Raw genomic sequence first — 25,437 nt, 5'->3', positions numbered from 1 at the left:
CAGGAACGCCGAGGAGCGTCGGGACGCCGACGCCCCCGCCAACCGAGGGACCCCATGCCGAATCTCACGCACCCCGTCCTCATCCCGATCGTCGCGGGGGCGGCGCTGGCCGCCGCCGTCGCCGTCTCCGATCGGGGGCCGGACACCGTCATCCCCCCGGCCGATTGGCTGGCCGCAGCGCTGGCCGCGGGCGGTGACGCCGCCGTCCATCAGCCGCCCGAGGACGCCTATGAGGGCGTCGTCGAGCAGTACTGCATGCGCTGCCACAACGACCAGCGCCTGACGGGCAATCTCTCGCTGGAGAGCTTCACGTTCGACGGGGCGGCCGATCAGGGCGAGATCGCCGAGAAGATGATCAAGAAGCTGCGGGCGGGGATGATGCCGCCCGCGGGAGCCCGTCGCCCCGAGGCCGATTCGCTGCAGCTGCTCATGGTCGCGCTCGAAGACCGCATGGACGAGCTGGCGCGTGAGAACCCGAATCCCGGCAGCCGGACGTTCCAGCGCCTGAACCGCGCGGAATACCAGGCGTCCGTGCGCGAGTTGCTGGGGATCGGCGTGGACGTGAGCGCGTTCCTGCCGCTCGACACCAAGAGCGCGAACTTCGACAACATCGCCGACGTGCAGATGCCCTCCACCACGCTGATGGAGGGCTACCTGCGGGCCGCGTCCCAGATCAGCCGCGAGGCGCTGGGGGACGTGAACGCCGATCCGGGCTCGAAGCCGTATACGGTGCCGCGCACCCAGTCGCAGAAGGATCGCGTGCCCGGGGCGCCGTTCGGCACACGCGGCGGCCTGGCGGTGGACCACAACTTCCCCGCCGACGGACGCTACGTGTTCCAGGTCACGCTGCACTCCGCGCCGGAAGGGGAGCTGTTCGGTCGCACGCAGCCCAACGAGCAGGTCGAGGTCTCGGTGGACGGGGAGCGGGTGGCGGTGCTCGACATCGATCGCTGGATGTCGGACTCCGATCCCAACGGCATGACGCTGTCCACGGACTCCATCCAGGTCCGCGCCGGCACGCACCGCGTGGCGGCCGTCTTCATCAAGCGGTGGGAGGGTCCGGAGGACGACCTGATCACCCCGGTCGACCACACGCTGGCCGACACCCAGATCGGTCTGGACTACGGGGTGACCACGCTCCCCCACCTGCAGCGCTTCGCGGTGGTGGGTCCCTTCCGCGTGACCGGCGTGTCGGAGACCGAGACGCGGCGGCGCATCTTCACGTGCCGGCCGCTGGCGCCGGCCGAGGCACGCCCCTGTGCCCAGAGCATCGTGGAGCGGTTGGCCACCAAGGCGTATCGCCGCCCGCTGATGGAGTCGGACATCGAAGGCCTGATGGGCTTCTACGACCAGGGCTTCGAGGAGGACGGTTTCGAGGGCGGCGTGCGCTTCGCGCTGGAGGCCATCCTGGCCAGCCCCCACTTCGTCTTCCGCGTCGAGGAGGCTCCGTCCAACATCCGCCCCGGCAGCGTCTACCGCATCAGCGACTACGATCTGGCGTCCCGGCTCTCCTACTTCATCTGGGGCACGCCGCCCGACGCCGAGCTGATCGAGCTGGCGCGCAAGAACGAGCTGTCCAAGGGCGGTCAGCTGGAGAAGCAGGTCCAGCGCCTGTTGGCCGATCCCCGCTCGGAGGGGCTGGCCACGCGCTTCGCCGCGCAGTGGTTGCGCCTGTCCGACGTGGACAAGGTCCACCCCGACGCGCTCAGCTATCCGTACTACGACGCCACCCTCGCGGAGGCGATGAAGCGCGAGACCGAGCTGTTCTTCGACTACCTCGTGCGGCAGGACCGGAGCGCGCTGGAGATGCTCAGCGCCGACTACACGTTCGTGAACGAGCGTCTGGCGCGGCACTACGGCATCCCGAACGTGGTCGGCTCGGATTTCCAGATGGCGCGCTACGCCGACGAGAGCCGCCGTGGACTCCTGGGGCACGGGAGCATCCTGACGCTGACGTCGCACGCCGACCGCACGTCGCCGGTGCTGCGCGGGAAGTGGGTCATGGAGGTGTTGCTCGGCTCGCCGCCGCCGGCGCCCCCGCCGAACGTCCCTGCCCTGGAGCAGACCGAAGGCGCGGAGGAAGGCCGGATCCTGACGGTCCGGGAGCGCATGGAGCAGCACCGTGCGAATCCGTCCTGCAACTCGTGCCACCGGGTGATCGACCCCATCGGTCTGGCCCTGGAGAACTTCGATCCGACCGGCGCCTTCCGCGTGAAGGACGGCGGCAACCTGATCGATCCCGTGGGTGAGCTCTACGACGGGAGCGCCATCGCGGGTCCGGCGGATCTGCGCGAGGCGATCCTGGCCCGGCCCGAGGTGTTCCTGCGGACGTTCACGGAGAACCTGATGGCCTACGCCATCGGTCGCCGGCTCGAGTACTACGACATGCCGGCCATCCGTGCGATCACGCGGGACGCCGCGAAGAACGACTACCGGATCTCCGCCTTCATCGAGGGCGTGGTCGAGAGCGATGCGTTCCTCACCTCGCGGGTCGAGGTGACGGCCGACGAGATGCAACACCAGGGAACGGAGAGGAACTGATGAAGAGGCTCCTCAGGAACAACACGCTGGCCGCCCTGTCGGTCGTCTTCCTCTCGGCGGCGCTCCTGCCGCCGCCGGAGGCGCCCGTGGCCGATGCGGCCGAGCGCGGCGACGTGGAGGCGGTGCGCGCGCTGCTGCGCGAGGGCGCGGACGTCAATGCGGCCCAGGGAGACGGGATGACCGCCCTGCACTGGGCTTCGCTCGAGAACCGGGCCGAGCTCGTGCAGCTTCTGCTGTATGCCGGAGCGCAGGTCGAGCCGACCACGCGCCTCGGAGGGTACACCCCGCTCCACCTCGCGGCGCAGAAAGGCTTCGTCGACGTGGTCTCCACGCTTCTCGCCGGCGGCGCCGATCCCAACGCCCTGACCGCCACGGGTGTGGCTCCGCTGCACTTCGCAGCGGAGTCCGGCGACGTGAGCACCGTGCAGGCGCTCGTGCAGCGCGGGGCCGACGTGGATGTCGTGGATGCACACCAGGCCCGCACGCCCCTGATGTTCGCGGCGGCCTACGGACGTGGGGCGGTCATGCGCACCCTCCTCGACGCCGGTGCGGACGTGAAGGCCGCGACCACGGTCGTCGACTACCGCGAGGTGGCCAAGAAGGACCAGGAGGACCGGCGGCGCCGGCAGCGCATGGTGGCCGCGGCCCGGGGTGAGCCCGAGCAGCGGGGCCAGGGCGGACAGGGCGGTCAGAACGCGCAAGGCGGCCAGGGCGGTCAGAACGCCCAGGCGGGCCAAGGCGGCCAGAACGCCCAGGGCGGTCAGGGCGGTCAGACGGCCGGAGCGCCCGCACAGCCCGACCCGGACGACCGACCGGATCCACGGGCGCGCCCGGACTCGGTGTCCAGCCAGCTCTTCGTGACGCCCCTGTCGTACACGGACCTGGTCGGCGCGCAGGGCGGCTTCACGGCGCTGCACTACGCCGCCCGCGACGGTCACATGGACGAGGCGCGCATGCTGCTCGACGCCGGCGCGGACGTGAACGCGGTCACCGGTGGCGACCAGTCGAGCGCGTTGCTCGTGGCGACCATCAACGGGAACTACGACCTGGCGCACATGCTGCTCGAACGCGGCGCCGATCCCAACCTCGTGAGCGAGGATGGCGTGGGTCCCCTGTTCGCCGTCGTGAACGGCCGCTGGGCGTTGCGCACCTGGTATCCGCAGCCCACGGCGTGGCAGCAGCAGGAGACCGACTACCTCGACATGATGAGGGCGCTGCTGGACGCGGGCGCGGACGTGAACCAGCGCGTGAACACGCACATCTGGTACACGGCCTACAACGCCGGACGCATGGGCGTCGACTTCGGTGGCGCCACCACGTTCTGGCGTGCCGCCTACTCCCTGGATGTCGCCGCGATGCGCCTGCTGCACGAATACGGCGCGGATCCCAACATCGCGACCACCAAGCCCGCGGAGCGGCGCTTCCCCGGCCGGGACGACGACGAGGAGGAGAAGGAGGATCCCTCCGGCCTGCCGCCGGTCGAGGTGGGGGGCCCCGCGGTGCATCCGCTGCACGCGGCGACCGGGGTCGGCTACGGCACATCCCGCGTGGGGCAGCAGCACCAGCACGTGCCCGAGGGGTGGTTGCCGGCCGCGAAGTACCTGGTCGACGAGCTCGGGGTCGACGTCAACGTGCGGGATCACGAGGGCTACTCGGCGCTGCACAATGCCGCAGCGCGAGGCGACGACGAGCTGATCAAGTATCTCGTCTCGAAGGGGGCCGACCCGCTGGTCGTGAGCCGACGCGGCCAGACCACCGTGGACATGGCCAACGGCCCGCAGCAGCGCGTCCAGCCTTTCCCCTCCACCATGGAGCTGCTCGAGGGGCTCGGGGCGAAGAACAACCACAACTGCCAGTCCTGCTGAGACCGGGCCGTTCCCTCCGCGGAGGGAACGGTCGGTTCTTCTCCGGCATTTGCTGGAGCGGTGCGGCACCCCCCACATTGGGGGTGCCGCACCTGACGTAAGGAGACCTGGCGATGCAGATCTCCCGCGCAACACGACACCCGCTGTGTCGTCGGCCGCGGACCCTCCTCCTCCTCTCCACCTTCGCGCTTGCGGGGTGCTCCGCCGAGGCCGGCTCCGGCACCGGCGCACCCGCCGGCCCGGTCGCGCACGCGTCCGGCGGCATGGTCGTATCCGGCTCCGCACCGGCGACCGCCGCCGGGGTCGAGGTGCTGCGCGCGGGGGGCAACGCGGTCGATGCCGCCGTCGCGGCCGCGTTTGCGCTCGCTGTGGCGGAGCCCACCCAGTCGGGGCTGGGCGGGCGGACACAGGCGCTCTGGAGGACCCCGCAGGGAACCGTCGCGGGCATCGACGCCACCACCGAGGTGCCGTCCGGATTCCGGCCCGAGGCCGCGGTGGGGGGGGACTACGGGTGGGGGGCGGTTGCCATCCCCGGAACCGTGGCGGGCCTGGCGGGCCTGCATGAGGGCCGCGGGCGCCTGCCCTGGGCGCAGGTGGTGGCGCCGGCCATCCGGCTCGCCGAGGAGGGATTCGAGCTCAGCCCGGGAGAGGCGGAGCGCCTGCGGAGTGCAGCGCGCGAGCTGGCGACCGACGAGGGTGCGCGCCGCCACTTCCTGCGCCCGGACGGCACCCCCTACGGACCCGGCGAGCGTCTGGTCCAGCCGACGCTGGCCGCGACCCTGCGCGTCCTCGCCACCGAGGGTGCGGACGCCTTCTATCGCGGGTCGCTGAGCAGGACGCTCACGGCCGAGATGGAGGCACGGGACGGCTGGGTGCGCGCCAACGACCTCGACGCCTATCGCGCCGTTCCGGCCGTCGTGGGCTCCGGGACCTTCCGGGGGCTGGAGCTGTGGGGCAGCTACCTGCCCGCGTCCGGCGTGACCACCATCGAGGCGCTCCAGATCCTCGACCGCCTGCCGCTCGAGGAGGCGTCGTCCGCCGAGCGCACCGCGATGATCGCGCACGCGTTGACCCAGGCCTTCGAGGACCGGGAGCGGGTGCAGGGGCCCGCCGACTCGGCCGCCTCCGAGCTCACCTCCCCCGGGCGGGCGGAGGCCCGTGCGCAGGAGCTGCGCGCCCTGCTGGCGGACCGGAGCGCCGGGACGCCGAGCGGGCCCGACGCCGAACATCCCAACACCACCCACCTGTCGGTCGTGGACGCCGAGGGGTGGGCCGTCTCGATGACCCAGTCGCTGGGCCCGACCGGCGGCGCCCGCGTTGCGAGCCCGGGCCTGGGCTTCCTGTACGCCTCGACGCTGGGGTACCTGGTCGACATCCAGCCCGGCGACCGCCCCTGGTCCTCCCAATCCCCGTTGATCGCGCTGCGCGACGGCGAGCTCGCGTATGTCATCGGCGGAGCGGGCTCGCGCCGCATCATCTCCGCGCTCGTGTCCACGTTCGTGCGACTGGGGGTGGAGCGGATGGATCTGGAGGCCGCCCTGGCCGCACCGCGTCTCCATCCCAGCGAAGGGACGCTCACGCTGGAGACCGGTACCGGAGTGGACGGATCCGACTGGGGTGGACCGGACTTCGCCCGCTTCGGCTTCGAGATCGACACCGAGCCGTTCGGGGTCTACTTCGCGCGCCTGAACGCGATCGCCGTGGGCGCGGATGGACAGCGGGTCGGCGTGGGTGATCCGCGCTGGCCGTGGTCGGTGGCGGGAGGAACCGAGCGGCCCTGAACCGGGGTTGCGGGTGGACCGATTCCCCGGATCCGCAGGACCCGTCGGCGCGCCGGTGTGGCCGTCCCGCAACGGTCCGCCGGGCGCGCCGTGTCCGGGTCCCGTCTTCCCGCGTTTCCCGTTGCTGGGGCAGGGGCGGGCATCCTATCATGCCGCAGCCCCCCGGCCGGGCGATCCCGTCCGCGTCGTACCCTCACCCCGGAGGCCCTCATGCGTCCACGTGTCCGTTCGAGAGTCGCCCCGCTCGCGCTGCTCGGTGCAGCATTCCTCGCGGCCTGTGCGGATGTCACCAGCCCGCCGGTCGAGCTTCGTTCCGACGGAACGCCGGCGCTGGAAGCTGCGTCCAGCGTGCTGCAGGAGGGCGACCGCTACCTCATGCTGTTCGACGGTCCGGTGCCCTACAACTTCCGCAAGCGGGTGGCGGACGTGGGAGGCACCCTGGTGTTCCAGCACCGCGTGGGCATCGCCGTGGTGAGCGGCATCGACGCCCCCGTCGCGGCTCGGCTCGGCCGAGCCAACGACATCGTCGCGGTCCAGCCGGATCTGAGCTTCGAGCTGGAGCCCGTCGGTGGGCTGCGGACCGAAGCGGCGGGCGTGGTCGCCAGCGCCACGGATCCGACGCAGGCCTTCTTCTACGCGCGCCAGTGGAACATGCGGGCCGTGGAGGCGGACAAGGCGTGGGCCGCCGGGCGCTTGGGCTCCGTCACCCGTACCGTCGCGATCCTCGACACCGGGATCGACTACCTGTATCCGGACCTGCGCGGTCTGGTGGACCTGCGCCGCTCCGTGTCGTTCATCCCGTCGGACGACCAGCTCGTCGCCCAGATGTTCCCCGACCGGCACCCCATCACGGACCTGAACTTCCACGGCACGCACGTGGCGTCGACCGCGGTCAGCAACGGGGACGTGATCGCCGGCGTCACCAGCCGACTTCGCCTGATGGGCGTCAAGGTCTGCGACGTCACGGGCTCGTGTCCGTTCTCCAGCGTCATCCAGGGGATCCTGCACGCCGTGGACAACCGCGCCGACGTCATCAACATGAGCCTCGGTGGCGCCTTCGACGCGACGCAGTTCCCCGACTTCGCCGATTTCATCGACCGCGTCTTCGAGGCCGTGGGTGCTGCCGGGACGGTCGTGGTCGTCTCCTCCGGCAACGCCGGGCTCGACATGGATACGTTCCCCGGCATCTACTTCACGTACTGTGACGCGCCGGGTGTGATCTGCGTGGCCGCCACCGGCCCCACGTCCGGAGGGACGGCGGGTCCCTGGCCCGATCCGGATGCCCCCGCGCTCTACTCCAACATCGGCTCGAACGTCACGGTGGCCGCGCCCGGCGGGAACACCGGCGCTCCGGTCTGGGCGGCCTGCTCGACCACATCGCTGGTCGTGCCCGTCTGCCAGACGGGCACGTTCGTGCTGGGTGTGAACGGCACCTCGATGGCCGCGCCACACGTCTCCGGTCTGGCCGGCATCCTGGTGGAGAAGTACGGCAACAACCCCGCGGCCGTGCGCGCCGCGCTGCTGAGCGGGGGAGACGCCGTCGTGCCGCCCGGCTTCGGGGCGGTACGGATCAACGTCGCCGGCTCGTTGGGCCTGAACTGACGACGGTGGGCCGCGTCCGTCACTGGGGTCTGCTGCTCACGCTCGCAGGGACCCTCGTGGCGGACGCGGCCGCTCAGGCCGTGCCCGACTCCATCCGCGGCGCGTACCCCGCGCTCCCGCCAGGCGCGGCGTCCGTGCCCTTCGAGGTCGTGCGGGCGCTCTCCACCCCGATGTCCTCCATCGACGAGCCCGTGCAGCAGGTCCTCGGCACAGAGACGCAGTGGCGGGCCTGGTGGACGCGCTTCTACTCGTTCCTGGCACCGATCCCCGAGCCTCCCGCGTTCGAGGAGGGCCGCGTGGCCGCGGTGATCGCCCTGGGGCGGATGCCGAGCGCCGGATACCACGTGGGGGTCGAGGGCGTCTTCGATGCGGACGGCGAGCGGTGGATCGCCGTGCGCATGGAGGTGCCCGGACCGACGTGCATCGTCAGCCAGGTGCAGACCGCGCCGGCCACCGCGGTGTGGATGCCGCCCTCGCGGGGACCTGTCCGCTTCCTCGAACGGCGGGTGGAGCGGAGCTGCTGACGGGGTTGTCGGCGAGGACCGTCGCTCGCCGAACCCGGAGGTGCCGGTCGGTCCGGGAGGCTGCCGCGATGGCCCGGGCCGTCTCGGCGTGTTTCCCCGACGCGGCCCCGGCGCTACGATCCCGGCCCGGCGGCGATGGACTTCCGTGGGCGGAACCGGAGGCGGTGTGCGCGGACGAATGAAGGCGGGACTCATCCTCGGGCTGGCGGGGCTCGGCGTGACCACCAGCGGGTGCGAACCCGGCCGCGAGGGCCGGGCCTACGCGGCCGGGGGCGAGGCCGACGGGCAGCCCCTCACCGGCGTGGAGGTGACCTTCATCGCCGAGGACGGCTCGGGGGTGCATCGGGCCACGACGGGAGCGGACGGGACCTACGCGCTGCCCCTGCTGCCGGGTGGATATCGGGTCGTCGCCACGCATCCGGACCGCACCGACTGGAGCGGCCGCACGGTGGTGGAGGGGTCGCGAACCGAGCGTCTCGACCTTCCGTTGCCGGCGCCGGCGTCGACCACCGTCTTCGTGGTCCGGCACGCCGAGAAGATCCACCCGGACTCGAACGGTGTGGAGGTGCCCCTGAGCGCCGAGGGAGCTGCGCGAGCGGAGGCGCTGGCGCACGTCCTGGCCGACGCCGGCGTCACCGCCGTCTACTCCACCGCGACGACGCGCACGCGCGCCACGGCGGGCCCCCTGGCCGACCGCTGGGGTCTGGCTCCCACCGACTACGGGAATCCGGCCGAGCTGGCCGGCGCCCTGCAGCATCGGAACGCGGGCGACGCCGTCCTGGTCTCCGGTCATTCCAACACCGTCGGGCCCACGGTCGCCGCGTTGGGGGCCGCGGTGGATCCGTCGACGATCGGGGACTACGACAACCTCTACGTGGTGACGCTCACGCCGGAGGGCGCGAGCGCGGTGAACCTGCAGTACGGCGCCGACACCGGCCCCGACGAGCGCAAGACGGCCGTGGTGGTCCCCACCGTGTTGCTGGTGGAGACCGCGGGTCCCGACCCGGCACGCACGGCGAGGATCGCCCATGCGCTCGCGAAGAGCGGTGTCGACGACCTGTGGGCCACCAACGGGGACAACCCGCTCGTGGAGCTGGCCACGGCCCTGGAGACGCAGGTGCGGCCGTTCGATCCCGCAACCGATGCGCAGGAGTGGCTGGCGGCGCGCCCCGTGGGCGTGACCACGCTCGCCGCCGGGCCCGAGGTGGTGACGCGCATCCTGGAGGCGGCGGGGGTTCCCGATCCAGGGGGCAGCGCCGGGGCGCGCACGATCGTGCTCACGCGCTCCAGCGCCGGCGCCGTGGCCCGGGCGCTGGCGTTCTGACGGACCGGAAATCCGGCACAGCGGTGAAGGTCGAATCACGTCGTCTCTCGCTGCGGGCAAAGGTGGCGGCCGCGTTCGCGGCGCTCGCGTTGGTGCCCCTCCTCGTGCTGACGGGGGTGGCCGTGGGGAGCGCGGTGCGGTACCTGCGCACCCAAGCGCAGGCCTCCCTCGAGTACGATCTCGAGATCGCCCGTCTGCGCGCGGCGCGTTCCCTGCGACAGGTGGGCCAGAACCTCGATTTCCTCGTCGAGGCCGTGCTGCGCGAGCGGATGCAGGGCGATGGCGACGACGAAGCGGCCCGAGCCCTGACGGCGACGTTCCTGCGAACGGATTCCACCGCGATCCTGCGGGTGAAGGCGATCGACGCCGGTGGCGATCTCGTGTTCATGAGCACCGTCCTCGCCGGCGACGAGGCGACGCCCGGGGCGAGCGGCGAGATCTTCTACCTGCTGCAGGCGGAGGAAGCCGAGCGCGGTCGGACGCTGTACCTGCCCGTGGAGCTGAGGGCTCCGGGGTCCGCGGCCGAGCCCGGCGTCATCCCGGCGATCGCGATCGTGGAACCCGTCTACGACGCGGCCGAGCTCGTCGGGGTCGCCGTGGCTGAAGCGAGCCTCGCGGAGTTGTTCGAGGGCCTGGAGTACGCATCGCCTGGACTGGGGGGCGTGACCGGGCTCGTCGACGAATCCGGCCGCTTTCTCTACCACTCCGAGCGCAAGAACGACTGGGCGAGCCTGCTGGCCTCCCAGGGAGGCATCAACGTTCGCACCGATTTCCAGGAGGCCGTGGCCGACGAGCTCCTGTCGGGGGGCGCCGCCACACGCCGTATCCCGGGTGGCGGCATCGTCAGCTTCCGGCCCCTCGCTGCGGTAGATCTCGATGCGCCGCTCCTGGTGCTCTACCGGGCCCTGGCTCCGGGGACGCTCGAAGCGTCGGTACGGCAGTTCCTGCTTCTCACCTCCGGCATCGTCGCGGGGACGCTCGTGCTGGTGCTGGGAGCTGCGACGGTGAGCGCCCGTCAGTTGACGCGTCCGCTGTACGAGCTACGCACAGCGGCACGCGGACTGGCTCGAGGCGAAGCGCGCCGACCCTTCCACTTCCAGACCGGGGACGAGCTGCAGGATCTGGCGGACGACTTCACGCGCATGGCCGACGCGCTGCAGACCCAACAGCAGCAACTCGAGGACCTCCTCGTCACGCGGACCGCTGCGCTGCAGACCACCCGAGCCGAGCTGGCGCAAGTCGTGATGCACGCCGCGGACGCGATCATCGGTCTCGATGGGCAAGGCCGGATCCGGTTCTGGAATCGGGGCGCCGAAACGCTGTTCGGCTACTCCGAACCGGAGGCCCTCGACCAGGACGTCGACCAGCTCATCGGCGGGCGGGCTTCGGCAACGGAACAGGACTTCATCCGCCGCGCCATGGAGCAGCGCCGTACCGTGTCCAATCTCCTGACGCGGCGGACCCCGAAGTCCGGGGAGCCGTTTCCGGTCACGCTCACGCAGGCGCCGGTCGTCGACCCGGACGGCCACGTCGTGGGCGCGTCGTTGGTCGTGCGCGACCACCGCGCCCAGAGCCGCATCGAAGAGCAGATGCGCCACTCGGAGCGTCTGGCGGCCGTGAGCATCATGGCGGCGGGTCTGGCGCACGAGATCAACAACCCGTTGGCGATCCTGCAGAACCGCATCGAGCTGATGCAGCGGGACGCCGAGGATGGGACGGCGCTCGCGCGGGACCTGGAGGTCCTGCTGGCGCACGTGGACCGGCTCCGCGGGATCACCAGCGACCTGCTCGCCTTCGCCCGCGAGGAGTCGAGCGGAACCGATCGGGTCCAGGTCGATCGCGTGGCCGAGCGACTCGTGGGATTGCTGGAACGCACCTTCGTGACCCAGGGACTGGAGCTGGTGGCCGACGTGGTGGCGCTTCCCGCGGTGCAGGGGGACGAGAAGGCGATCGAAGCGGTGCTCGTCAATCTCCTCACGAACGCGGCGCAGGCTACGCCGGACGGTGGCCTGGTGCGCCTGACCATGGGGCTGAACCAGGAGCGTCGACGCGTCTGGGTATGGGTCGAGGACTCCGGTCCGGGCATTCCGGCGGAATTGCGCGAGCGCATCTTCGAGCCCTTCTTCACCACCAAGGGTGGTACCGGCCTCGGGCTGACGCTCTGCCGCACGATCGTGGAGCGTCACGGTGGCGTGCTGCGTCTGGACGACTCTTTCGAGGCGGGTACCCGATTCGTCCTGGAATTGCCCATCCATGGAGATGCGTCGTGAAGGGATCGCGCATCCTCATCCTCGACGACGAGCCCGAGATGCTCGAGAACCTCAGCCGTCTGCTCACGGGGGACGGCTTCGTCTGCCACACCCGTAGCTCCGCCACGGGCCTGGAGCAGGAGCTGGAGGAGTTCCGACCGGCGATCTTGATCTCGGACCTGCGGATGCCAGGCGCCGACGGGATGGAGGTGCTGGACCGGGCCCGCGCCGTGGACGAGGGGCTGCCCGTCATCCTCATCACGGGGCACGCGACCGTCTCCTCCGCCGTTGCAGCCATCCAGAAGGGTGCGTTCGACTATCTGGCCAAGCCGTTCTCCGCAGACCAGCTCTCCGTCGCGGTGCAGCGGGCGTTGCGGTACCGTGGCCTCTTGATCGAGAACGAATCCTTGCGCCTCCGCGTCGGGCCGACCGCCGTCCAGCGGATCGTCGGAGAGAGCCCGGCCGTCCGGCGCATCTTCGCACAGATCGAACGCGTGGCCCCGACCGAGGCCAGCGTGCTGATCACCGGCGAGAGCGGCACGGGGAAGGAGCTCCTGGCACGAGCGGTCCACGAGGCCAGCGCCCGCAGATCCGGACCCTTCGTGCCGGTCGACTGCGCCGCCCTCCCGGAGGGGCTGCTCGAATCGGAGCTGTATGGTCACGAGAAGGGGGCGTTCACCGGGGCCGTGGGTCGCAGGGAAGGACTGATCGCCTCGGCCAACGGAGGCACCCTGTTCCTGGACGAGATCGGGGAGATGCCGCTTGCCTTGCAGGCCAAGCTGCTGCGGGCGCTCGAAGAGCGTCAGGTGCGCAGCGTGGGGTCGTCCCGCTATCAACCCATCGACGTTCGGATGATCGCCGCCACCAACGTGGATCTGGCCGAGGAAGTGGACCGGGGCTCCTTCCGGGGGGACCTCTACTACCGCCTCAACGTCGTCCACTTCGAGCTTCCCCCGCTGCGGGAGCGGGCCGGCGACGTCCCGCTCCTGGTCCAACGCTTCGTGGAGCGGTTCGCTCGGGAGTCCGGACGCAAGCTGCCGCATCTCGAGCCTGGGTTCCTGGCGACCCTGGAGGCCTACGCCTGGCCCGGCAACGTGCGGCAGCTCCGGAATGCCATCGAGCGAGCGGTGATCCTGGATCAGGACGGTCGGCTCGGAGTGGATGATCTGCCTCCGGAGGTGACGGCGGCGGCGGGGGGCCCGGCGGCGTCCCCGTCTCCCGTGTCGGGTCCCTCCCTGGCGGCGCTACCCTACGGGGAAGCGCGGGAGCGCGCCTTGAAGGCGTTTCGCACGGGCTACCTGGACGCCCTCCTCCGCGAGCACGGCGGCAACGTCTCCAGCGCCGCGCGTGCGGCCGGGGTCAGTCGTCGCTCCCTCCACCGCTGGATCGCCGAGGGGGACGCGGCGGGCGAGCTGGACCCGTCGGACGGATGAGCGCCGTGCGCATGATCCTGCTGCTGACGGCCCTCCTCGCGTGCACCGGGGCGCTGCACCGCCTCGACGCCCAGGGCCAGCTCTCCGGTCGCGTGTCCTGGCGTGGAGCGCCTGCCGGCGACGCCGTGGTGGAGCTCATCCCGGACGATGGCGCCCCACCCCCGGCGGTGCCGGACACGCTGTTCATCGATCAGCTCCACCTGCGCTTCACACCGGGCGTGCTCGGCATCCCGGTGGGTTCGGCGGTCGAGTTCCACAACTCCGACCAGATCATGCACAACGTCTTCTCGCCGGAGCGGCGGGGAGACGATTTCGACCTGGGAACCTATCCCACCGGGGAGAGTCGCTATCACGTCTTCGACCGCGCGGGCAGCTTCGTGGTCCTCTGCCACGTCCACCCGGAGATGGCGGCCTGGATCGTGGTGAGTGCAAGCCCCTGGGTCGCGGCGACCGATGGAGAAGGCCGGTTCCACCTGACGGACGTGCCGCCCGGGCGGTACCGCCTGGTGGGATGGTACCGACGTCGCGTGGTCCACGATGTGCAAGTGCGCATCGTGGAAGGGCAGGATACGCTCGACGTGGAGATGGGACGATGATCCGCAGATGGTACCGACGCCTTCTTGTTCGCTCGAACGCCGCCCGCGCGCTCGCCTCGACCGCCGTCGTGGCGGTGTGCGCGGGAGCGCTACCTGCGGATCTCGCAGGGGAGGACGGGCCTGCCCGCGACGGATCGACCCGAAGCCATCGGCACGCGAGCGGTCCGGCGGGTCCGCTCGATGGGGCCGGTCTGCACCTGCCCATCCCCGCCTTCTCACGCCAGTTCCGGACGGCATGCTCCACGTGCCACACGGCCGCTCCCAAGCTGAACGTGCTCGGGGAGGCGTTTCGCCTGAACGGCTATCGGATGCCGGACAACCAGCTGTTGCTGCGCGAGGACGAGCCGGTGTCCCTCGGCGATGAGGCGTGGAAGGACCAATGGCCGCGCGCGATCTGGCCCGGTGATGTGCCCGGGCAGTCCCCACTGGCGGTGCGGATCCAGAGCGACATGCAATGGACGCGCGACGAGGCGGTCGACTACGACTTCACGTACCGCTTTCCCCACGAGGTCTATCTTCTGGCGGGGACCAGTCTCGGCAACAGCATCGGCGTGTTCCTGGAGACGGAGTGGAGCCGGGACGAGGGGCTCAACGTCGTACAGGCCAAGTTCAAGTTCCAGGACGTCATCCCCGGCGTGGCTCCACGTCGGGCCAACCTCTGGCTCGGCCTCCAGAACCCCTATCTCCTGTCGTTCGCGGATCGCCAGATCGATCGCGCCGCACGGCAGCAGTTCGCCTGGCAGGACTTCCGCGCCTCAGACCTGCGCTTCGTCGATGCCAACAGCGGTCAGGACCTCGTCTCGCGCAACGCCTTCCGGCTCGGCTGGACGCAACCGTCCCTCGAGCTCAACGGCCTGCTCACCCACCGACTGTACTACGGCGTGGGTCTGGCGCAGGGCACGGCCCGGCAGACGGAGGACAACAACACCGCGAAGGACCTGTATCTGAAGCTGCGCTACAAGCTCGGCGGTCTCGATCTCCAGGGCCAGTACGCCGATGGCGACGGCCCCGTGGTCGGGGCGGGCGGTCAGCTCCTGGACCGCTCGCTGACGCTCGAGACGTTCGGCTACTTCGGCTCCCAACCGGCGTCCCAGGGCGTCGAGGATCGCACGCGTGCGCTCGGTGGCGCGCTCCGCGCCATCTCCGGTCCCCTGGACGTCGGGGTCGGTGTCGTGCACTCACACCACGACGCGCCTTGGGGGCGTGACGCAGAGGGCACGCTGGACTACTGGTCCACGTTCGGCAAGCTGGAGTATCTGCTCTTCCCCTGGGTGATCGGCTCGCTCAAGGTGGAGCGCTTCGAGGCGCCCATCCCCGAGAACCTGCGGTCGCTCGGCTACTCCATCGGCGAGCGACGCCGGACCACGCTGGTGCCGGGCGTCGTGGTCCTCTTGCGCCAGAACGTGCGCGGGGTCGTGGAGGGCGAGTTCTTCCTCCGGGAGACCCAATCGCGCGAGCTCGGGCGACGCCTGCCCCACAGCCTGTGGGTCCGTCTGGACGTGGCGTTCTGAGTCGGTAACGCCTGTGTCACGGGTCCGCGACGGCCGGGTCCCACCTGTGACGCTGGGTGTCCCACCCCAGGCCGCAGGGCCTGGCGCCGGGCGTGACGCGTAGCTCCTAAACCAATTCGTAGCAAGCAGTTGCCTGTCTGCGCCCGGATCCTGGTCGGGCGGTACAGCGGTTGCCCTCCTCCCGTGCGGCCTTCGTCGTCTTCTGCCTCTGCCCTGACGAAATGGCCACCGGGAAAGCCCGGTGGGTGCAGGTCCGACCCACCGGGCATCCCGAAGCAGGCACCTTCGGACACAGGAGCGGCATACGCGCGTCCTCACGTTCTGCCACGACTCGTTCGGGCTCGGTCACCTGCGTCGGACCACCACGCTGGCGCGTGCCATCGTCGCGCGGGATCCCGCCAGCAGCGTCGTCTGCGTCACGGGGTCCCCACGGCCCGACCTCTTCGACGTTCCCTTCGGCATCGACCTCGTCCGGCTCCCCGGCATCACCAAGGCGGAAGGCGGTGCCTACGTCCCGCGCGCGCTGGCGATGCCCACGGCGGATGTGGTCTCGCTCCGCGCGGGCTTGATCAGCGCCGTGGCCCGCGAGTTCCGTCCCGACGTCATCGTGGTGGATCATTCCGCGATCGGGGTGGGCGGTGAGCTGCTCCCGATGCTGGAGGAGCAACGGCGTCTGGGGAACGCGCTGCTGGTCCTGGGCATGCGCGACATCGTCGACGAGCCCCTGCGAGCGCGGAAGGAGCTCGCGCGTGAGCATACCCGCTTCGCGATGGAGTCGTTGTACCACCGGATCTTCGTCTACGGACATCCGCACGTATGCGACGTGGCCCTGGAGTACGGCCTGGGTGCCGAGATCACGCGCAAGGTGCGGTACGTGGGCGTCGCTTGCGAGACCCACGCGGACGCTTCGGATACGCCGCACGCTGGGCCGCTCGTGACCGTCGGTGGCGGCGAGGATGGGCATCCCGTGCTGGAGGCGGTCTGCGATTGGATGGCCGCACGTCCCGAAGTGGCTCGCGGAGCCACGGTGGTCACAGGTCCGATGATGGAAGGCGCGCACAGGAGCGACGTGGTCCGTCGGGCCCGAGACGCCGGAGTGCGCGTGCTCGAGAGCTCCTCCGACTTCGGCCGCCTGCTGGCGAGCGCGTCGCTCGTGATCGGGATGGGTGGATACAACACCGTGTACGAGTCGCTGGCTCTTCGCAAACGCCTCGTCATCGTGCCGCGGGTCCACCCGCGTCGCGAGCAATGGGAGCGCGCACGCCGCCTCGCGGGGCTGGAGCTGGTGGATGTCGTCGAACCGACCGCGCTGACCTGCCCCGGACAGCTCGACCGCGTCATTGCCCGGGCCTCCGGGCGCACCCCCGTGGACCCGGCGGACGTCGGTCTGCGCTTCGACGGTGCCCGGGTCGCCGCGGAGACCCTCCTGCGCGAGGCCACCGGGCACGCGCTCCCTCTCGCGTCCTGACCGGGAGTCCTTCCGTGAAGATCGGCTATGTGCTGAAGTACTTCCCCAAGCTGTCGGAGACGTTCGTGCTCCACGAGATGGTGGCGGCGGAGGAAGCGGGTGCCGAGGTGACGGTCTTCGCCCTGGGGGCCTCGAGCGGCGACCCGGCGGCCCCGGCCCTGGGGCGGCTGGCCGCCCCCGTCCACTACCTCGGAGCGGTAGGCGACGACGCCCTCGTCTCGGCGCTGGCGGACGACGCTGGTTGGCTGCGGACGCGCCTCACGCTCCACCTGCCCGCTCTGCTGGCAGAAGTGCAGCAGGAGAAGGGTGCGCTGTCCACGCTCCGCAGGGTGGCGGAGCTGGTCGCACTCGTGCGGCAACTGGGGATCGAGCACCTGCACGCCCACTTCGCTGGACCGGCCGCGGACCTCGCGCGCCTGGCCGCGCGTCTCGCAGGTATTCCCTACAGCGTGACGTGTCACGCCAAGGACATCTATCACGATAGCGTCACTCCCGCGGCCTTCCGCCGTCGCGTCTCGGGTGCTCGCGCAGTCGTCACCGTTTGCGAAGCGAACCGCCGCCATATCCTCACCCACCTTGCACCGGAGCTCGCGCCGCGGCTGCACGTCGTGTACAACGGCGTCGACCTGGATGCCTTCCGACCCACGGGTCCGGCTTCCGTGGTCACACCCCCTCGGGTGCTCGGCGTGGGCCGACTCGTGGCCAAGAAGGGGTTCTCCGTGCTGGTCGAGGCGCTGGCTCGCGTGGGGGCCGACGGCGGGCGTCCCGTGGAGGGAGTGATCCTGGGTGAGGGTCGGGAGCGCGAGGACCTGGAGCACCGTGCGCGTGCGCTCGGCGCGCCCGTGCGGCTCCCCGGTTCGGCGCGGCACGACCAGGTGCGTGCCGCCCTGGCGGAGTCGTCCGTGTTGGCGCTTCCCTGCGTCGTGGACGTGGACGGGAATCGCGATGCGCTTCCCACGGTCCTGCTCGAGGCCATGGCGGCGGGTGTGCCCGTCGTCAGCACTCCGGTGACGGGAGTCACGGAGATCATCGAGGACGGCGTGAGCGGCGTCCTGGTCCCCGAAGGCGACCCCGAGGCGCTCGCGGTCGCACTGCGCCGCATCCTGGACGACCCGAGCCACGCGGAGTCGCTGGCGCGAGCGGGTCGGGCGCGCGCCGAAGAACGGTTCGATCTGCGCCGCAATGTGCGCCACCTGATGGAGTTGTTGGCGGCGGAGCCGACGGCCGAGGCGGTCGCGTGAGGGCCCCGGGCAGGTTGGCCTACGTGTGCGCGGACGCGGGAATCCCGCCCGACGGCGCCAAGGGCGCGTCGGTCCACTTCCGCGAGCTCGGGCGGGCCCTGGTCCGTGAGGGCTACGACGTGCAGGCCGTGACACGACGGCCCCCGACCGGGGCGTGGAACGACTTCCCGCTGCGCGCGGTCGGTGGGGGCGGCCGAGGCGTGCCCGCCCCGCTGGTCCGCGAGCTCGCCGAGCTCACCGATCAGCGCGGGCTGGCGGAGGCGCTCACGGAATGCGGGCCCGTCCAGGCTGTCTACGAACGCTACAGCCTCTGGGGTCTTTCGGGCCTGCGCCATGCGCGCGCATTGGGCGTACCGTTCTTCCTCGAGGTCAATGCCCCTCTATGGGAGGAGGCCGAGCGGTACCGCGCCCTGGCCCTGGGCGCGCCTGCGCGCGCGGTCGCACGCGAGCTCTTCCGGCGCGCGAGCCGGGTCCTGGTCGTCTCGGCCCCGCTGCGCGACCGGATCATCGCGGAGGGCGCGGAGCCGGACCGCGTGATCGTGTTCCCCAACGGCGTGGCGCCAGCCTTCCTCGAGGATACAGCGCCGGCCGACGTGCCGACCGCGCTACGCGGACGCTTCATCCTCACGTTCGTCGGGTCCCTCAAGCCCTGGCATGGGATCGAGATGCTGCTCGACGCGGTGCTGGCGCTGCCGACGTCCCTGAACGTCGGGTTGTGGGTGGTGGGCGATGGTCCCGAGGCCCCCCGGGTGGACGAAGCGGCTCGCCTCCATCCCGACCGGGTCGTGCGTACCGCGAGTGTTCCACACGAGCAGGTGCCGTCGGTGCTTCGGGCCTCCGATGCCACCGTCGCCCCGTACACGAGCTCGAGCCCCACCTACTTCTGTCCCTTGAAGGTGGTCGAGGCGTTCGCCGCCGGCGTGCCGTTGCTCGCGAGTGCCGTTCCTGCGGTGCAACGCCTCGACCTCCGTGGCTTGACCCTCGGCACGTTCCAACCCGGCTCGCGCAGCAGCTTCCGCTGCGCGCTCGAACGCCTGCTCGCGGATCCGACCGCGGCCCGGGCGTCCGCCGACCACAACCGGTCCGTCGCTCGCGGGCGCTTCACCTGGGATCAGCGCGCGCGGGAGCTGGGAGCGCTGCTGGAGGATGGCGCGCCGCTGTCTACGGTAGGTGCCGCGTGAAGGCGGACGAGCGGGGAGGCGGGATCGGGAGGAGCTGGGCCCGGTACCGCACGTTGGGGGCCTACGCGCGCCCCCACCGGATGACCTTCGTCAGCGCCGGCGTCCTCACGCTGGTCGTCATCCTGGGCGAGCTCCTGCGGCCGTGGCCGACCAAGATCGTCCTGGATCAGGTGATCCTCGGCCAGCCATGGCCCGTGCTCCCTCCCGCGCTCCAGGGGTCGGACGGACGCCTCCGGCTTCTGGCGGTGAGTTGCGCCGCGCTGCTCCTCATCGCCGGCCTCGCGGGCCTCGCCGACTACGCGCGCACCGTGAGGATCGCCCAGGCGGGAAACCGCATCGTCTCCACGCTCCGAGCCGATCTGCACGCACGGCTCGTGCGCATGTCGCTCTCCTTCCACTCCGCCCACGCCAAGGGCGATCTGCTGGTGCGTCTCACCGGCGACGCGGCGATGCTCAAGATGCTCCTGCTGGAAGGGCTCGTCCTGCTCGCCCAGGAGCTGCTGCTGATCGTGGGTGTCGCCACGGTCGCGTTCTACCTCAACGCCCGCCTCACCGCGGTCGCCGTGATCACGATGCCCGTGGTCGTCGGGATCGTCTACGTCTACGGTCAGCGGATCCGGGGAGCTGCCCGTAAGCAGCGGCGCAAGGAAGGGAAGATCGCGGTCACCGCGGCGGAATCGCTCCAGGCGATTCCCGAGATCCAGGCCTACGGCCTCGAAGCCCAGGCGGGAGCGGCCTTCGGGAAGCATTCGCATCGGAGCGCCAAGGCGGCCGTGGCGGCCACGCGTCTCGAGAGCCAGATGGGTCGAGCGACGGATGTCGCGATCGCGCTGGGCACCGCGGTGGTGCTCTGGGTGGGCGCCCAGCAGGTCCTGCGGGGGAGTCTGACGCCCGGAGAGATGCTGGTCTTCGTCTCGTATGTCCGGGCGTTGTTCAAACCCCTTCGTCGCGTGACGACACTGGCTGCCAAGATGGCCAAGTCGGCTGCGGGCGCCGAGCGGCTCCTGGAGATCCTGGCGTCGGAGCCCGACCTGCGCGACCCGATCCCCGCACCGGCTCCCGTGACGCTGCGGGGTGACCTCCGGCTGTCGCATGTCAGCTATGCCTATGCCGACGACGGGCCCGACGTCCTCCACGACGTCGACCTCCACATCCGGGCGGGCGAGCACGTGGCCATCCTCGGCACGAACGGGGCAGGGAAGTCCACGCTCGCCTCCCTGATCCCTCGCCTCCGCGACGTGCGCACCGGACAGGTGCTCATCGACGGCCGGGACGTCCGTTCCCTGACGCTGGCCAACCTGAGAGCGCAGGTCGCCATGGTCTTCCAGCGCACCGTTCTCTTCGACGGGACCGTCGCGGAGAACGCCGCCCTCGGAGCCCCCGGGGTGGAGCCCGACCGGCTCGCCGATGCGCTCACGCTCTCGGGCGTGTCGGAGAGCGTACGGGACCTCCCGCTCGGGGCGGATACGCGGGTGGGGGAGGTGGGCGACGCGCTCTCCGGCGGGCAGCGTCAGCGCGTGGCTCTGGCGCGCGCGCTGATCCGCGACGCCGCGATCGTGGTTTTCGACGAGCCGACCAGCGCATTGGATCCGGCGGGCGTGCGTCGACTGGTGGACCGCGTCCTGCCGGCCCTGCGCGGGCGCACGGTGCTGCTGGTCACGCACGACCACCGGCTGGCGCGGGCCGTGGACCGGGCGGTGGTGCTGGAACGGGGCCGCGTGGCCTTCGACGGTACCCCCGAGGGAGCGGCGCGCTGGATGGAGCGTCGCAGGGCGACGTCGGAGCTGCAGGTCGTGGGGGTCGGATCATGAGTGCCGTGCCGCTCCCGCGGGGTGACGAGCACGCCGTCCCCCTGGGCCGCGCGGTCGAGGACTCGCGGAGCCCGCGCATGGTGCGACGACTCGTGCAGCGCCACCTGGTGTCGGAAGGATGGGAGGTGCGTGGTCTGGCCCCGGTGTACTCCCGCTACAAGGGTGTCGACGGCGGGCTGGTCACCTACCGGGTCGACGTCGCACAGCGGCGCGGCGAGGCGCGGACCAGCTTCGTGAGCGTCCGCACAGGCCCACCGTCCCGTCTCGAGTCCCAGGCGGAGCGATTCCGCGATCCCTCCTGGGCGAAGCGTGCCCTGCCGTTGCAGCCTTTCCACCTCGACGCGGACACGCAGCTGCTCCTCTACGCGTTTCCTCTGGATCGAGGGATGCGGGACCTGCATCGCGCGCTTCGTCCCAAGTGGATCGGGCGCTGGCTCGCCGAGGCGCCGCTGTCCCCGCCCGCCTCGACCACGCCGCTGCTCCATCGCAAGAGCACCGTCACGGTTCTGAGCTACCGGCCGGAGCGGCGTGCCGTGCTCCGTCTGGACGCCGCATTCGAGGGTCGCGCGTTCGGGAGTGACTCGTTCGTCCTCCGGATGCACGCCGATCCCAGGAGGGCCAGGCCCGCGGTCGTCGCCGGCGCTGCGCTCCAGGTGGCAGGCGTGGCCGCTCCGGCCACGTTGGGGATGCTCCGCCCCGACCTGAGCATCGAGCGCCATTGCACCGGTACGCCGCTCCCCGCGACGTCCATCGACAATGACGTGTTGATGCGCGCCGTGGGTCGGCATCTGGCGCGTGTGCATGCGGTCGTCCCGCCCACGACACTCGAGGTGTTGGACCACAGCGAGCTCCACCTGCGCGCGTTGCGCTGCGCGCAGGATCTCGCGCGGGTCCACGTCGGACTTGGAGCGTGGGCGGAGCGTTGTGCCATGGCCCTGCTTCCCGCGCCTCCTGTGGGCCCCCGCGTACTCCTGCATGGAGATCTGCACCCGGGTCAGGTCCTGGTGGAGGGCCCGCGACTCCTCTTCGTGGATTGGGACCGGAGTTGTGCGGGCGACCCGGAATACGACCTCGGCGTGCTTGCCGCCCATCTCTTCCACGGATATGGGCGGCGCGCGGAGCGCGCCTTCCAGGCCGTGACCAGGGGTTACCGAGACGGCGGTGGCCTGCTGGACGAACCCCGTCTGCACTGGCACCAGGCTCATGCGCTGCTGCGCCTGGTGGACACCCCCCATCGCAGCGTGCGCCCGGATTGGCCGGAGCGCACCGAGTGGATCCTGACTCGATTGGAGGAGGTGGCGCGGTGTTGAAGACGAAGACGGATCCGGCACTCGATCATGGTCCCCTCCGTCGGACGATCATCCGCTCCGCTGCGGACGCCGTGCAGGCGACTGCGCCGCTCGATGTGATCGATCCGCGGGGGATGATCTTCGATCGCGCGCCGGACGACCAATGGACGTTGCGGGTGCGAGGCAGCGACCGTCAGCGCGTCCTGGGCCTCGGGTCCGGTCCGCAGGTGTGGGACCGCGCGGACCGATTCGCCTGGACCGAGCTACCGCTCGACGAGGACGACGCACTCCCCGGGCGCCGGCTCCCGGGGGACCCGCACGCGCTCGGGGATCTGCTGGGCACGGCGGAGGCGGTGGACGTTGCTCCGGTCACCTATCGCAGGGGGCGGCGCGCCGTCCTGCGGGTCGTCGAACGCTCCAGCGGCCGGACCCACTACGTCAAGCTCCTCTCGCGCAAGGCATGGCGGAAGGCCGATCGAGCCCTGCAGACGGCTCGTAGCCTGCAGGCGGACGCCGTCCTGCAACCCCGCGTCGCCGAGCCGTCGCGCGCCTTGCTGGTGTTCGATGCGCTGCAGATGGGCTCGCTCCACGACCGCCTCTGGGCGGGTGAGCGCGTCGACCTCGAGCCCCTCCTGGAGGGGATGCGCCGCTTCGCTGCCCTGACCGCGCCGGTGGACCTGCCTCGACGCGATCTCGAGACCGAGCGCAGCGCCGCGGCCCGCCAGCTACGCACCTCTCTCGACTTCCTGCCCGCGCTCGGGAGCCTCCTGGCGGCCGTCGAGCGCGTCGAGCCCCTTCGGCTTCCGGGCGACGGCCTCGTACACGGGGACCTCCACGACAAGCAGATCTTCCTCTCCGGCGACCGGCTGCGCCTGATCGATGCGGAGAGCCTGGCCTCGGGCTCGCCGCTGCTCGATGTCGTGAACCTTGCCGAGCATCTCCGCCTCCGAGGCCTGCAGGGGTGTGAAGGAGCGCCCGGCGCCGCCGAGCGCTTGTGGCGCCAGGCGGCGCTCGATCCGGCGGACCCCGCCATCCGGCAGCTGCGCGGACTGGTACGCGCGCGTCTGGCCGCGGTCTACGCCCGCCGACCCTGGTGGTGGGATCTCGCGCTGGAGATCGCACGGGACGCGGGCGACCTCCTGGGGCAGCGACCGTGACCGCCGGAGGCCGCGGGTGGGGGGCGGTCCGTGCGGTCGGCTGGGGGCTTGCGGCCCTGCTGGCTCCGACGGTGCCGCACCTGGCTGGGCAGGTCCTCATCCCCGGTCAGGGCGTGTCGATCGATCTGGTGGAGGATGGCGCGGGCGCGCTGCTCGCCACGGACATCGAGATCCTGGCACTCCCCCACGGGCTGTCGCTGCGGGGGCCCATCGAGGCGGTCGATCCAGCCGACGGACGGGTGCGCGTCCTCGGTCGTTGGATCCTCGTCTCGCCCGAGGTCACGAGGGTCGTACCCGAACGGACCGCGCTGGCCCTCTCTGCGTTCGAGATCGGAGAATGGGTCGAGATCCGGCTGGTCGATGCAGGAGCGCAGCCGTGGACGGCGCGCCGGGTCGAGCTGTACGCCAAGCGGACGCGCACCATCGAGGGCACGACCGGTCGGGTCGTTCGCGGGCCGGACGGGACGATCCTGGACGTCGGCGGCATCCCCGTGAAGCTGAGCCGCGCCACCGACGTCGACGAGGAAGCCGGGGGCATGTTCGCCGAGTTGTTCGGCGAGATGAAAGCGGATGACATGATCGGGGACGACCCGGGCTATCGGCAGGTCGGCCACCATCTCTTCTTCTCGGGGAGCGTCCGTCCCATCGCACGCGTCGAACGGGGCTTTGGCCTGGCCGCTGGCGCGGACGACATCTTCAGTGTCGGCGAGCCGTCGATACGGCTGGAGGGCATGGCGGTGTTGCCGGAAGGCATGCGACTGTTCGCCCAGGGACAGATTCGCAGCCGCTACGAGCTGTACCGTTCGTCGGACGCCCACGCGGACGACGTCGCGAACGCCCCCGAGCTCCAGATGCGACAGCTCTTCCTGTCGGCGCCGTCCCTGGCGGGTGCGCCCCTGGGAGTGACCGTGGGGAAACAGCGTGTACGCGACACGCGCGAATTCCTGTTCGACGAATACCTGGACGGAATCCGGCTCTACGCATACCCGCTGCAACCTCTCGTGCTGGAAGCATCCTTCTTCACTCCGGTCCTGCCGCTTCGGGAGCGGTACGAGACCTGGCGCGACCTCCTGCTCCAGGCCCGTTGGTTCCCCAACGACGATTGGCGCGCCGCCGTCTACGCGCTGCGCCGCTGGGACTCCGACCCGGAGCGGGGACGGAACGTTCGCTACTACGGCGGCTCCCTCGAGGGGGAGCACGATGCGCTGAGGGTCTGGGCCCTGGGCGCGCTGCTGCGCGGGAGTGACAAGGGAAGGGAGCAACGGGCCTGGGCCTGGGACACCGGCCTGGCGCTACGGGCGCGGCATCTCGCCCTCCAACCCGGCATCAGCCTCTCCCTGGCGCGCGGGTCGGGAGAGACCGCTGGGGGAACGGAGTTCCGCCAGTCGGGCTATCACGACAACTCCTCGCGGGTCTGGGGCTTGGCGTCGTTCAACCACTATGGTGAGGCGCTGGACCCCGAGCTGACCAACCTGGAGGTCGCCACCGCCAGCGTCGGGATCCGCCACGGGTCGCGCACCTCACTCGACCTGGTGGCTCACCGATACCGTCTGGTCCAGCCCACCGATGAGCTCGACACCATCGGGCTCGACGTCGCGGACGAGCCATTGACCGGTGAGAGCCTGGATGTGGGGCACGGGGTCGACGGGATCCTGGCCGTCCGGGACCTGCTCCCCGGGATCCACTTCACCTACAAGCTCGGAGTCTTCCTCTCTGGCCACGCGTTCGTGGATACGGCGGATCCGGCCTGGCTGCACAAGCTCGAGCTCCGGATCGACTTCTGACGGCTGCCGTGGCGCCGCCCGGAGGAGGCTCCTGGGTGCTGCCCTGGGAGCCGCGACGGCCGCGTTCAGCGGATGCTCCG

At 71.0% G+C, this 25,437-nt stretch carries 17 protein-coding genes; all 17 read left to right on the top strand.

Annotation, left to right across the window (positions count from 1 at the left end; all coding sequences use genetic code 11):
- Positions 1–54: 54 nt before the first annotated feature.
- On the top strand, positions 55–2,541 hold the full coding sequence (locus R3E98_01355) for a DUF1592 domain-containing protein (GenBank protein ID MEZ4422029.1): 2,487 nt from the start codon (positions 55–57) through the stop codon (positions 2,539–2,541).
- Positions 2,541–4,406, top strand: a complete 1,866-nt coding sequence (locus tag R3E98_01350; GenBank protein MEZ4422028.1) for an ankyrin repeat domain-containing protein — start codon at positions 2,541–2,543, stop codon at positions 4,404–4,406. The genes R3E98_01355 and R3E98_01350 overlap by 1 nt, the downstream gene beginning before the upstream one ends.
- A gap of 113 nt (positions 4,407–4,519) precedes the next feature.
- Positions 4,520–6,187 carry a gamma-glutamyltransferase gene (locus R3E98_01345; GenBank protein ID MEZ4422027.1) on the top strand — a complete coding sequence of 556 codons (1,668 nt, stop codon included), beginning with the start codon at positions 4,520–4,522 and terminating at the stop codon, positions 6,185–6,187.
- A 210-nt stretch (positions 6,188–6,397) separates the two neighbouring features.
- The gene (locus R3E98_01340) at positions 6,398–7,789 is read left to right on the top strand and encodes a S8 family serine peptidase (protein ID MEZ4422026.1); all 1,392 of its coding nucleotides are present in this window, start codon (positions 6,398–6,400) and stop codon (positions 7,787–7,789) included.
- A 5-nt stretch (positions 7,790–7,794) separates the two neighbouring features.
- On the top strand, positions 7,795–8,313 hold the full coding sequence (locus R3E98_01335) for a protease complex subunit PrcB family protein (GenBank protein ID MEZ4422025.1): 519 nt from the start codon (positions 7,795–7,797) through the stop codon (positions 8,311–8,313).
- A gap of 166 nt (positions 8,314–8,479) precedes the next feature.
- Positions 8,480–9,637 (top strand): histidine phosphatase family protein, encoded by a 1,158-nt coding sequence (locus R3E98_01330; protein ID MEZ4422024.1) that lies wholly within the window; start codon positions 8,480–8,482, stop codon positions 9,635–9,637.
- A gap of 23 nt (positions 9,638–9,660) precedes the next feature.
- Positions 9,661–11,907 carry an ATP-binding protein gene (locus R3E98_01325; GenBank protein ID MEZ4422023.1) on the top strand — a complete coding sequence of 749 codons (2,247 nt, stop codon included), beginning with the start codon at positions 9,661–9,663 and terminating at the stop codon, positions 11,905–11,907.
- A complete protein-coding gene (locus tag R3E98_01320; protein MEZ4422022.1) occupies positions 11,904–13,319 on the top strand; it encodes a sigma-54 dependent transcriptional regulator in 1,416 nt (471 codons plus the stop codon). Before R3E98_01325 ends, R3E98_01320 begins: the two co-directional genes overlap by 4 nt.
- Entirely contained in the window at positions 13,316–13,915 is a 600-nt protein-coding gene (locus R3E98_01315; protein ID MEZ4422021.1) for a carboxypeptidase regulatory-like domain-containing protein, read from the top strand. The genes R3E98_01320 and R3E98_01315 overlap by 4 nt, the downstream gene beginning before the upstream one ends.
- Positions 13,912–15,426 carry a hypothetical protein gene (locus R3E98_01310; protein ID MEZ4422020.1) on the top strand — a complete coding sequence of 505 codons (1,515 nt, stop codon included), beginning with the start codon at positions 13,912–13,914 and terminating at the stop codon, positions 15,424–15,426. Before R3E98_01315 ends, R3E98_01310 begins: the two co-directional genes overlap by 4 nt.
- A 241-nt stretch (positions 15,427–15,667) precedes the next feature.
- Positions 15,668–16,894: a glycosyltransferase gene (locus R3E98_01305; GenBank protein MEZ4422019.1), complete on the top strand. Its 1,227-nt coding sequence runs from the start codon at positions 15,668–15,670 to the stop codon at positions 16,892–16,894.
- 14 nt (positions 16,895–16,908) lie between these two features.
- A complete protein-coding gene (locus tag R3E98_01300; protein MEZ4422018.1) occupies positions 16,909–18,135 on the top strand; it encodes a glycosyltransferase family 4 protein in 1,227 nt (408 codons plus the stop codon).
- Positions 18,132–19,316: a glycosyltransferase family 4 protein gene (locus R3E98_01295; protein MEZ4422017.1), complete on the top strand. Its 1,185-nt coding sequence runs from the start codon at positions 18,132–18,134 to the stop codon at positions 19,314–19,316. Before R3E98_01300 ends, R3E98_01295 begins: the two co-directional genes overlap by 4 nt.
- Entirely contained in the window at positions 19,313–21,127 is a 1,815-nt protein-coding gene (locus tag R3E98_01290; protein MEZ4422016.1) for an ABC transporter ATP-binding protein, read from the top strand. The genes R3E98_01295 and R3E98_01290 overlap by 4 nt, the downstream gene beginning before the upstream one ends.
- A complete protein-coding gene (locus R3E98_01285) occupies positions 21,124–22,437 on the top strand; it encodes an aminoglycoside phosphotransferase family protein (GenBank protein MEZ4422015.1) in 1,314 nt (437 codons plus the stop codon). Before R3E98_01290 ends, R3E98_01285 begins: the two co-directional genes overlap by 4 nt.
- On the top strand, positions 22,431–23,573 hold the full coding sequence (locus R3E98_01280; GenBank protein MEZ4422014.1) for a hypothetical protein: 1,143 nt from the start codon (positions 22,431–22,433) through the stop codon (positions 23,571–23,573). The genes R3E98_01285 and R3E98_01280 overlap by 7 nt, the downstream gene beginning before the upstream one ends.
- Positions 23,570–25,357 (top strand): alginate export family protein, encoded by a 1,788-nt coding sequence (locus R3E98_01275; protein MEZ4422013.1) that lies wholly within the window; start codon positions 23,570–23,572, stop codon positions 25,355–25,357. Before R3E98_01280 ends, R3E98_01275 begins: the two co-directional genes overlap by 4 nt.
- Positions 25,358–25,437: the final 80 nt, after the last annotated feature.

The organism is Gemmatimonadota bacterium, from assembly GCA_041390125.1.
Classification (GTDB): domain Bacteria; phylum Gemmatimonadota; class Gemmatimonadetes; order Longimicrobiales; family Gaopeijiaceae; genus JAGQIF01.
Note: the sequence above shows the minus strand (reverse complement) of the source record. Positions and strands in the feature narration are given on the sequence as shown.